The sequence below is a fragment of the Anoxybacillus sp. UARK-01 genome (assembly GCF_002075365.1).
Taxonomy (GTDB): domain Bacteria; phylum Bacillota; class Bacilli; order Bacillales; family Anoxybacillaceae; genus Anoxybacteroides; species Anoxybacteroides rupiense.
In genome coordinates, this window is the sequence record NZ_NASY01000050.1 from 1 (window position 1) to 10,000 (window position 10,000).

Below are 10,000 nucleotides of genomic sequence, written 5' to 3' on the forward strand. Positions count from 1 at the left end.
GATATAAACTCTTAATTGAAAGCATGCGATATTAAATAAAATTTTTCTGAAATAACAAAATACATTTTTTTTAAATTTTACATATAAAAGGATTGACGTATAATGGAAACATTGATATGATTAGGTTGTAGGAATTTTGTCGAATATTGACGAATAAACAAACAGGCACATAGAATTTATGATGGAGAGGAGATTATTTCAATGAAATCTACAGGTATCGTTCGTAAAGTGGATGAATTAGGCCGCGTTGTTATTCCAATTGAGTTACGCCGTACATTAGATATCGCGGAAAAAGATGCGTTAGAAATTTATGTTGACGATGAGCGCATCATCCTCAAAAAATATAAACCAAATATGACATGTGTCGTAACAGGTGAAGTTTCTGACGATAACTTCAAGCTTGCTGGCGGCAAAATCATTTTAAGCCGTGAAGGTGCTGAAATCCTTCTTAAAGAAATTCAAGAACAATTAGAAACATCAAAATAAAAGTTTCTCTAGATTTTCTAGAGAAACTTTTTTATTGGTGATATTCTTGATAGATTTCCCGTTTCGGCACCTTTCGATCTTTTGCTACTTCTTTTATTGCATCCTTGACGCTCAAATGTTTTTCATCAATATAATAATCAACATGTTCGCTGACTGAAAGCGAATGCCACCAATCGCTCACCTGTTCCTCATTTTCCTTTGCCCCTTCCACAATGATACAAAATTCGCCGCGAATCTCCCCGTTCTTTGTCCATTCGATTACCTCGCTTATAGTACCGCGAATAAATTCTTCAAACCGCTTAGTTAATTCGCGGCCTATCGCAATTTTCCGCTCTCCCATGACTTCATGCATCACCGCCAGTGTATCGGCCAATCGGTGCGGCGATTCATAGAAAATCATGGTGTCACGTATATTCTTTAATGCTTCAAGCTGTTGTTTCTTTTCTTTTTTCGCCCGATCAAGGAAACCAAAAAAATAAAAATGTTCAGTTGGCAGCCCAGAAGCAACAAGGGAGGTGAGCGCCGCATTCGCTCCCGGCAATGGTACAACAGGGCAACGCTCTTCCAAAGCGGCGGCAACGAGATCATAGCCCGGATCAGAAATAGCAGGCATTCCAGCATCGCTCACCAATGCAATCGTTTTTCCTTCTTGCAGCCATTCGACAATTTTTTTGCCAGCTGTATATTTATTATGTTCATGATAACTGATGATTGGTGTCGTAATTTCAAAATGGTTAAGCAACTTTTTCGTTTGTCTCGTATCTTCTGCTGCTATCATATCTGCTTCCTTTAACACCCGCAATGCCCGAAATGTTATATCCTCTAAATTGCCAATCGGGGTCGGCACAATATATAAAGTTCCTTGATGAGTTTGCTCTGCAAAGCTTTTCTGCTGCCAAACCATAATTTTTTCTCCTTTTTATCACATTCCATATAATATTTGTCTTACTTCTTCTGTATACTCATTATGATCATTATACACAATTAACGGTGGCAAAATTTTTAAATCAGGATTCCCATCTTTTATCCCTTCGATCAAAAGCGTATTGGCTTCCTTCCCCAGTTTGGGGTATACGAAACGTAACCGCTTTGGCTCTAAACGATATTTCCGCATCAGGGTCACAATATCTAATAAGCGACCCGGCCGATGAACAAATGCCGCTTTTCCTCCTTGCTTAAGCAGCTGGCTGCTAACCTTCATGACATCCTCTAGCGTACAATAAATCTCATGACGCGCAATCGCTAAATGCCTATTTTTATTCATTTCCTCCTCACTTACAGTCGGAAAATATGGCGGATTGCATGTCACCACATCATATTTGCTGTAACCGAGCTTCTGAGGCATGTCCTTAATATCTCCATGAATCATCTCAATTTGCTCTGTCAGCCCATTATATTGCACACTTCTTCTAGCCATATCATAAATTCGTTCTTGAATTTCAACACCGATAATTTTTCCTTTCGTCCTTTTGCTGAGCAAAAGTGGAATCACACCATTACCTGTACATAAATCAACAATATGGCCTTTTTGAATGGGCAAATATGCGAATTTCGCCAACAACACTGCATCTAATGAAAAGGCAAAAACAGATGGACTCTGAACAATGCGCATATCTTCATTTAAGAGATAATCGAGTCTTTCATCGTGCTGCAATTCAATCATCGTTCTAATCCCTCTTTCATGTTCTTTCAAGAAAAGAGCCTCTCCTTGTTGGAAAGGCTCCGTTATTACTTTTTATTTAAAAAAGACAAGCAAAATAAGCAATCTTCCGTACGAACGCTGCCATAATGAACATTGCAAATATGAAACCCTTCTTGATAAAGCCGCGCCAAATTATCATATCCTTCACCAATATCAATCGGCTTGCGTTCATTTTTTACCTTATGGCTTTTTTCTTTTCGTTTTATGCTGACCGCATCTTCAGTAAGTTGCTCGAGACGCATGCGCAAATGGCTGTTCTCCATTTGCAACTGCCGGTTCTCCTCAAGTAATTGAGCAAGATGTTCCTTCAGTTCAACAAGCTGACTATACAAATGGCTGATTTGTTCTTCCATACTTGTTACTGATTGAAAAATCTCTTTCTTATCCACGCAAATCCACCTCAATTAATCTGTGGCCTGAATCGACAAAACTCCTTCTTTTACTAGCTCATCAATGGTATATTCGACTACTCGTTCGTGCTCTGGCAATTCCACTTGCAGCACTCTTTCCAAAATATTTAAGCCAACTACTCTGCCGAGGCCATGCGGGGTTTCAATATATTCCCCTAAATCAGGCAACTGCTCTTTTGCTGTTTCATATTCGTCGTTTTCATATTTTAAGCAGCACATTAGCCGTCCGCAAAGACCAGAAATTTTGGTAGGGTTTAAAGATAAATTTTGATCCTTCGCCATTTTAATGGATACAGGATCAAAATCCCCTAAAAAAGTAGAGCAACAAAGCATTCTTCCGCAAGGCCCGATTCCTCCAAGCATTTTTGCTTCATCGCGAACACCTATTTGTCTTAGCTCGATGCGAGTGCGAAAAATAGCTGCTAGATCTTTCACAAGCTCACGGAAATCAACTCGTCCATCAGCTGTAAAATAGAAAATCACTTTATTGCGATCAAACGTGTACTCCACATCAACAAGCTTCATTTCAAGCCCGTGCTCTTCAACCTTTTTTAAACAAATTTGATACGCTTCCTGCGCTGCTTTTTTGTTTTCTTCAACGACCATTTTGTCTTTCGAATCTGCTATGCGAATCACCTTTTTTAAAGGCAAAACGATATCATTCTCATCCACTTGTTTATTTCCAATAACGACCTTACCGAATTCAATGCCACGAACAGTTTCTACAATGACAAACTCTCCGGTTGGAATCGTTAATTCTCCAGGATCAAAATAATAAATTTTTCCTGCTTTTTTAAAACGGACGCCTACTACATTATACAAACGGTCTTCCCTCCTTTAAGTTGAGGATAAGCTGCTCCATTAAAAGCTGGGTATTCATATTTGTATTTAAACGTGCTTTTGCTTGTAAAATCGTCGACATATTTTGGATCATTCGTTTTTGCGAACAGGCAAGAGCCCATTGCTGCAAGCTATCTAATCGATCGCAGTAAACAATGTTTTCAAGCTGATCGAGTTGCAAATACATTAGATCCTTATATAAATACAACAATAAATCCAGTCCTATATCCATTTGCTGCTTCTCTTGAAAATGGGGCATCCATTTTTCATGTATCATGAAAAGTGCATATGAGGGGTTTCCCTGTAATGCTTCATATAATTGTAACACTATTTTTCGGGCATCTGCAAACCAATCATCTCGACTTAATTCGAGAGCTTCTTCGCGATTGTTCGTAACATGTGCCGCAAGAAGGGCAAGATGGGGAGGAATTTGTTGTTCTCTTAAATAATCAGCGATGGCAGTAGGCGGCAACGTCCGAAATGATAAAACTTGGCAACGGGAAATGATGGTTGGTAACATGCGATGATATTGCTCTGTTAACAAAACCGCCGTTGTGCCTCGGTGAGGCTCCTCCAAAAACTTCAGCAAACTATTAGCCGCATTGTTTGTCATTTTATCTGCATGCCTAATGATGTAAAGCTTTTGGTTTGATTCGACTCCCGTTTTAGAAAATTCCTCTTGCAATGCTTCAATTTGCCCTTTTTTGATCGATTGACCATCCGGTTCAATCCAGTGTACATCCGGATGGTTTCCTGAATCGATCCTTCGACAATTTCTACATTCATTACAAGGTCTATACGTTAAACGGTTGAGACAAAATAAACTTTTGGCCAGCAATAAACTGACTTCTCTTTTGCCTGTTCCCCGTTGTCCTTCAAATAAATAAGCATGTGCCACACGCTCTTTTTCAATGCTGCGAGCGAGCATCTTCATCACAATCGGTTGATACTGCTCAAGCTGGTCCCAAAGAACAGCCACATCCATCACTCACTTATCTATGATCTAAAATCGAAAAACGCTCCCGTTTTGCATTGATCCTGCTGCTTATTCAGGATGATGAGACAGACATCGTCTTCGTTCAACTGCATCATATTTATTATGAAACAATAGCCGCAAAACGGGAGACCTTATTTTTATTCTAACATGTCTTATGAATTTCATCATTTTATGTTTCATGGTCGAACGATTTTTCCTGTTCACCAAGCTTCTTTAAGATAATATGGGCCGTGTCAGCCAACACCTCATCAACTGGTTTTGAAGCATCAATTTGTACAATACGTTCAGGAAAACGTTGGGCTAACTGCAAATATCCTTGCCGTACTTTATGATGAAATGACAAGCTTTCCATATCCAGTCGATTAATTTCACGCTGCTGGCTTTTACGAATTCGCTCTAAGCCTACCTCCGGTTCTAAATCAAAATAAAACGTCAACGATGGAAAGTATCCATCAATGGCAAATTGATTAATACTTAATATCTCATCCATTCCCAGCCCTCTTGCAAAGCCTTGATAAGCAAGGGAGCTATCAATAAAACGATCACACAATACAATTTTCCCGCTTGTCATGGCAGGAATAATTTTTTCTACAAGATGCTGTCTTCTTGCTGCAGCATATAATAAAGCCTCGGTTCGTCCATCCATTTTTATATATGCTGGATTTAAAATAATGGAACGAATTTCCTCGGCAATTTCAATTCCTCCTGGTTCTCTTGTCGCCACAACCTCCCAGCCCCGCTCTGTCAAAAAGTCCTTCAGCATAGCAATAATCGTCGTTTTTCCTGCTCCTTCTGGTCCTTCAAATGAGAAAAATGGTCCTACCACATCTGTCACCCTTTTCATTTTCTTTTTTATTATTCGAACACCTCAATTTGATGAAAATCGAGTCGTTTTCCTCCTTGGAAATGAGAACCGTATTGTCGTAATTCAAGAAGCGAGGCAATATGTTCTCCGTTAATGATTTCTCCAATAATCAATAAAGGAATCCCTGGGGGATACGGTATAATGGTTTCTGCTGCTATGAGCCCCTCTGCTTGTTCCACATGAACAAATTTTCTGTTTCGCTTCTTTAATGATGAATATGGAATGACCTCTGATGCTGCCGCAAACGAAATGGGCGAGACAGAATCAAGGGAACGGTCACAACGGTGAAGACCAGAAAATGCCTTTTTTATTTTTTCAATAATCTCCTCCAGATTTTCAAATAATGCTAAGGGATAAACAAAAAGAACATTCAATGGATCAGCCAATTCAGTAAAAATCCCTGCTTGCTCTAAACAGCGCTGCAATTCATAACCTGATAACGAGCTTCTTGTTTGAACCGTAATTTTTAATAAATCGGTCATCACACATGGATCAGTAGATTCCACTACCGCTATTCCTTCTATTCCATTTAATGCTTTTTTAAATAAAGATACTTGAGCTTGTATATGACCGATCTCTTCTATAGATAAATGAGCTAAATAGCTTCGAGCTAAATCAAGTGAAGCCATAATTGGATAAGATGGGCTGCTCGATTGAAATATTCGCAAAAAGTGATGCAGTTTTTCTATGTCGACTAACGAGCTGTTTACATGTAAATACGACCCCATTGTCATAGCCGGCAATGTTTTGTGAGCGGATTGTACAACCACATCAGCACCATATGTTATCGCTGTTGAAGGAAAAGGATCTCCTAATATAAAATGAGCGCCATGAGCTTCGTCAACAAGCACAGGGATGCCATAGCGATGGGCCATACTCACCGCTTCTTTTAGATCAACTGCCATGCCATAATAATTGGGGTTTGTCAAAATCAGAGCTTTAGCGTTAGGATAAGCTTCAATAGCCTGTTTAATTGCCTCGTTAGAAACATAAGAAGCCACTTTTACCTCATCATCAAACTGAGGAGAAAGAAATACAGGCACTGCTCCCACTAGCTGCAAAGCATGGATAATCGATTTATGGCAATTTCTTTGCACAATGACCGGCTCGTTTTCTTCACACGTAGCAAAAATCATGGCTAAATTGCCAACAGTTGAACCATTGATCAAAAAAAAGGTTTCATCCACTCCATACAACTCAGCTGTTAATCGTTGTGCAGCTGCAATCACAGACTCCGGTTGATGGAGATCATCCAATCCATTCAATTCAGTAACATCAATCCTTAATAAATGCTTATAATGGTTTTTTGATTCGTTTAAAAATACATTTCCATATTTATGTCCTGGTACATGGAAAGAAATTGGATGTGCAGAGAAATGCTTTTTTAAAGCCGTATATAAAGGTGTTTCTTGTTGTTGATAACTCATACGAAATCATTCCTTTTTTATTCTATCAATTAAATATATTAAAATAAAATAGGTCCTATTAATAGGACCTTAAACTATGAATATATTTCTCGATTGATAATTTTTTTTAGTTGCTGTAAATAAAATTGGTATTTGGGATCATCTATCTCTGTATGAACGATTTCTTGTTCACAATCGATACAAAGGAATTTTGTATAGATTCGGATGCCTTGATGCTTTAGTTGCTCACAAACAATACACGTATCACCTACTGTATGATTGGTCGTAGACTGGTTCAACTTCTCCACCTCCCATTTGTCAGGATTGCCATCTTTATGAGTTTCTATACTTACAAGATATGTATTTTTAGTTTGTTTGTATTAAGATGAAATAAAAAAACCTGACTAAACTGATGTTTGAATTGACCTCATAAAGTTAGACAGGTTATTTTGTTAGGCGGCTGTTTGGGCATGAGTTCGGAATTGTACCGGGCTCATACCTTTTAATTTTGCCTTCATTCGTTTGTGATTGTAATACTCGATATATTTTGCTAATTCTTCTTTAAAATGGACCACACTTTCAAATTCTTTTAGATATAAGAATTCGGATTTCATCATACCAAAGAAATTCGCAATGACTACATGATCGTAACAGTTACCTTTTCATGACATACTTTGTGTAATCTCTCGTTCTTTTGAGGATATCCCGATACTGGCGCATTTGGTAGTGTCAACCTTGGTCTGAGTGTAAGAGGAGGGCGTCACCATCTGTCAACTGTTCAAAGGCCTGCTCTAACAATTTCAATTCTGTAATTTGGTTTTTCTGCCTTGAAATTACGTTCTAAAATGTTTGGCGCAATCTTGCCGACTTTACCTTTGTCTGAACGATAGTTCTTTATACGAACAATACTTTTTAATCCCCATTTTTTTCATGATACGTTGCACCTTTTTGTGTCCACGATTTGTCAGTTCATCACGAATACGGCGGTAGCCATAACGACCTTCATGTTCATCATCAATCGCTTGAATGATTCCTTTCAGTTCTGCATCTGGATCGGGCCGACCAAAGTTTTTCACCCAATAATAATATGTGCTACGCGGAATATCTGCGAGTGATAGAAGTGCTTTCATCGGAAATGCATGCCTTAGTTCATAGACTACTTGCGCTTGGTCTTGTGTAAACTTCTCCATAACAAAACTGCACCTCCAATTGTTAGACACAACTAACAATTGGAGGTGCAGTTCAAACTGATGTTTAGTCCGGCTTTTAGTTTGTTTGCCTAGCAACGTCCTACTCTTGCAGGGGCGTTAGCCCCAACTACCATCGGCGCTGGAGAGCTTAACTTCCGTGTTCGGGATGGGAACGGGTGTGACCTCTCCGCCATCGTCACTAGACTATTCGAAGGATGGTTCCTTCAAAACTAGATAACAGATCAGAAAAGAAAGGATAGGCGGTGCTTTTCTTGATGTCTTGCTCCCTTTTTCGTATTGGTTAAGTCCTCGATCGATTAGTATCCGTCAGCTGCACGTGTCGCCACGCTTCCACCTCGGACCTATCTACCTCGTCATCTTCGAGGGATCTTACTTGCTTATGCAATGGGAAATCTCATCTTGAGGGGGGCTTCACGCTTAGATGCTTTCAGCGCTTATCCCTTCCGCACATAGCTACCCAGCGGTGCCCTTGGCAGGACAACTGGTACACCAGCGGTGCGTCCATCCCGGTCCTCTCGTACTAAGGACAGCTCCTCTCAAATTTCCTGCGCCCGCGACGGATAGGGACCGAACTGTCTCACGACGTTCTGAACCCAGCTCGCGTACCGCTTTAATGGGCGAACAGCCCAACCCTTGGGACCGACTACAGCCCCAGGATGCGATGAGCCGACATCGAGGTGCCAAACCTCCCCGTCGATGTGGACTCTTGGGGGAGATAAGCCTGTTATCCCCGGGGTAGCTTTTATCCGTTGAGCGATGGCCCTTCCATGCGGAACCACCGGATCACTAAGCCCGACTTTCGTCCCTGCTCGACTTGTAGGTCTCGCAGTCAAGCTCCCTTCTGCCTTTACACTCTTCGAATGATTTCCAACCATTCTGAGGGAACCTTTGGGCGCCTCCGTTACTCTTTGGGAGGCGACCGCCCCAGTCAAACTGCCCACCTGACACGGTCTCCCACCCCGATCAGGGGTGCGGGTTAGAACTTCAGTACGACAAGGGTGGTATCCCAAGGGCGACTCCGCCAAGACTGGCGTCCTGGCTTCTCTGTCTCCCACCTATCCTGTACATGACGTACCAAAATTCAATATCAGGCTGCAGTAAAGCTCCACGGGGTCTTTCCGTCCTGTCGCGGGTAACCTGCATCTTCACAGGTACTATAATTTCACCGGGTCTCTCGTTGAGACAGTGCCCAAGTCGTTACACCTTTCGTGCGGGTCGGAACTTACCCGACAAGGAATTTCGCTACCTTAGGACCGTTATAGTTACGGCCGCCGTTTACTGGGGCTTCGGTTCGCACCTTCGCTTTGAGCTAAGCGCTCCCCTTAACCTTCCAGCACCGGGCAGGTGTCAGCCCCTATACTTCGCCTTTCGGCTTCGCAGAGACCTGTGTTTTTGTTAAACAGTCGCTTGGGCCTTTTCACTGCGGCTCTCTCGGGCTCAACACCCAAGAGAGCACCCCTTCTCCCGAAGTTACGGGGTCATTTTGCCGAGTTCCTTAACGAGAGTTCTCCCGCGCACCTTAGGATTCTCTCCTCGCCTACCTGTGTCGGTTTGCGGTACGGGCACCTCTCACCTCGCTAGAGGCTTTTCTTGGCAGTGGAGGATCAGGGACTTCGGTACTTTGATTCCCTCGCCATCACGGCTCAGCCTTGACGCCAGACGGATTTGCCTATCTGGCAGCCTAACCGCTTGGACAGGCTATTCCAGCAGCCTGCTCACCCTACCTTCCTGCGTCCCCCCATTGCTCAAACGGTGAGGAGGTGGTACAGGAATCTCTACCTGTTGTCCATCGCCTACGCCTTTCGGCCTCGGCTTAGGTCCCGACTAACCCTGAGCGGACGAGCCTTCCTCAGGAAACCTTAGGCTTTCGGTGCAGAGGATTCTCACCTCTGTTTTCGCTACTCATACCGGCATTCTCACTTCTAAGCGCTCCACCCGTCCTTCCGGTCGGGCTTCGACGCCCTTAGAACGCTCCCCTACCGATGACGCAAGTCATCCCACAGCTTCGGTGATACGTTTAGCCCCGGTACATTTTCGGCGCAGAGTCACTCGACCAGTGAGCTATTACGCACTCTTTAAATGG

Annotated in this window: 10 protein-coding genes, 2 rRNA genes and 1 pseudogene (1 of these 13 cut by a window edge); 1 reads left to right on the forward strand and 12 read right to left on the reverse strand. The window is 42.0% G+C overall.

Annotated elements, in window-relative coordinates:
* Window positions 1-201: 201 nt before the first annotated feature.
* Complete coding sequence (locus B6A27_RS15640) at window positions 202-486, forward strand: transition state genes transcriptional regulator AbrB (RefSeq protein ID WP_044742039.1); 285 nt, start codon at window positions 202-204, stop codon at window positions 484-486.
* Between the two features lie 31 nt (window positions 487-517).
* Here the strand turns inward: B6A27_RS15640 and rsmI are convergent, their stop codons facing one another.
* The 12 genes and pseudogenes from rsmI to B6A27_RS15700 all read right to left on the reverse strand — a co-directional run.
* Window positions 518-1,390, reverse strand: coding sequence for a 16S rRNA (cytidine(1402)-2'-O)-methyltransferase (rsmI, locus tag B6A27_RS15645; RefSeq protein ID WP_080862605.1), 873 nt, complete (start codon window positions 1,388-1,390; stop codon window positions 518-520).
* Between the two features lie 18 nt (window positions 1,391-1,408).
* Window positions 1,409-2,149: a tRNA1(Val) (adenine(37)-N6)-methyltransferase gene (locus tag B6A27_RS15650; protein ID WP_066151261.1), complete on the reverse strand. Its 741-nt coding sequence runs from the start codon at window positions 2,147-2,149 to the stop codon at window positions 1,409-1,411.
* 65 nt (window positions 2,150-2,214) lie between these two features.
* Window positions 2,215-2,577: a DNA replication initiation control protein YabA gene (gene yabA / locus B6A27_RS15655; protein WP_044742041.1), complete on the reverse strand. Its 363-nt coding sequence runs from the start codon at window positions 2,575-2,577 to the stop codon at window positions 2,215-2,217.
* Window positions 2,578-2,592: 15 nt separating this feature from the next.
* The gene (locus tag B6A27_RS15660; protein WP_044742042.1) at window positions 2,593-3,420 is read right to left on the reverse strand and encodes a PSP1 domain-containing protein; all 828 of its coding nucleotides are present in this window, start codon (window positions 3,418-3,420) and stop codon (window positions 2,593-2,595) included.
* Window positions 3,413-4,417, reverse strand: coding sequence for a DNA polymerase III subunit delta' (gene holB, locus B6A27_RS15665; protein ID WP_080862631.1), 1,005 nt, complete (start codon window positions 4,415-4,417; stop codon window positions 3,413-3,415). Before holB ends, B6A27_RS15660 begins: the two co-directional genes overlap by 8 nt.
* A 187-nt stretch (window positions 4,418-4,604) precedes the next feature.
* Window positions 4,605-5,261 carry a dTMP kinase gene (gene tmk, locus B6A27_RS15670; protein WP_066151247.1) on the reverse strand — a complete coding sequence of 219 codons (657 nt, stop codon included), beginning with the start codon at window positions 5,259-5,261 and terminating at the stop codon, window positions 4,605-4,607.
* Window positions 5,262-5,290: 29 nt separating this feature from the next.
* Window positions 5,291-6,727, reverse strand: a complete 1,437-nt coding sequence (locus B6A27_RS15675; protein WP_080862606.1) for an aminotransferase class I/II-fold pyridoxal phosphate-dependent enzyme — start codon at window positions 6,725-6,727, stop codon at window positions 5,291-5,293.
* Between the two features lie 74 nt (window positions 6,728-6,801).
* Window positions 6,802-7,005, reverse strand: a complete 204-nt coding sequence (locus tag B6A27_RS15680) for a sigma factor G inhibitor Gin (protein WP_044742045.1) — start codon at window positions 7,003-7,005, stop codon at window positions 6,802-6,804.
* A 153-nt stretch (window positions 7,006-7,158) separates the two neighbouring features.
* A pseudogene (locus B6A27_RS19270) lies at window positions 7,159-7,353 on the reverse strand (IS3 family transposase); the annotation flags it as partial.
* Window positions 7,354-7,575: 222 nt separating this feature from the next.
* Window positions 7,576-7,896: an IS3 family transposase gene (locus B6A27_RS19275; protein ID WP_080862608.1), complete on the reverse strand. Its 321-nt coding sequence runs from the start codon at window positions 7,894-7,896 to the stop codon at window positions 7,576-7,578.
* An 87-nt stretch (window positions 7,897-7,983) separates the two neighbouring features.
* A 5S ribosomal RNA gene (gene rrf / locus B6A27_RS15695) occupies window positions 7,984-8,100 on the reverse strand.
* Between the two features lie 93 nt (window positions 8,101-8,193).
* Window positions 8,194-10,000 (reverse strand): 23S ribosomal RNA (locus B6A27_RS15700); it runs 1,122 nt beyond the window's last position.

Excerpts from the sequence above, each read along its gene's own strand:
- B6A27_RS15640 (WP_044742039.1), top strand. The coding sequence starts at position 202 with ATGAAATCTACAGGTATCGTTCGTAAAGTGGATGAATTAGGCCGCGTT.
- rsmI (WP_080862605.1), bottom strand. The coding sequence starts at position 1,390 with ATGGTTTGGCAGCAGAAAAGCTTTGCAGAGCAAACTCATCAAGGAACT.
- B6A27_RS15650 (WP_066151261.1), bottom strand. The coding sequence starts at position 2,149 with ATGATTGAATTGCAGCACGATGAAAGACTCGATTATCTCTTAAATGAA.
- B6A27_RS15675 (WP_080862606.1), bottom strand. The coding sequence starts at position 6,727 with ATGAGTTATCAACAACAAGAAACACCTTTATATACGGCTTTAAAAAAG.
- B6A27_RS19275 (WP_080862608.1), bottom strand. The coding sequence starts at position 7,896 with ATGGAGAAGTTTACACAAGACCAAGCGCAAGTAGTCTATGAACTAAGG.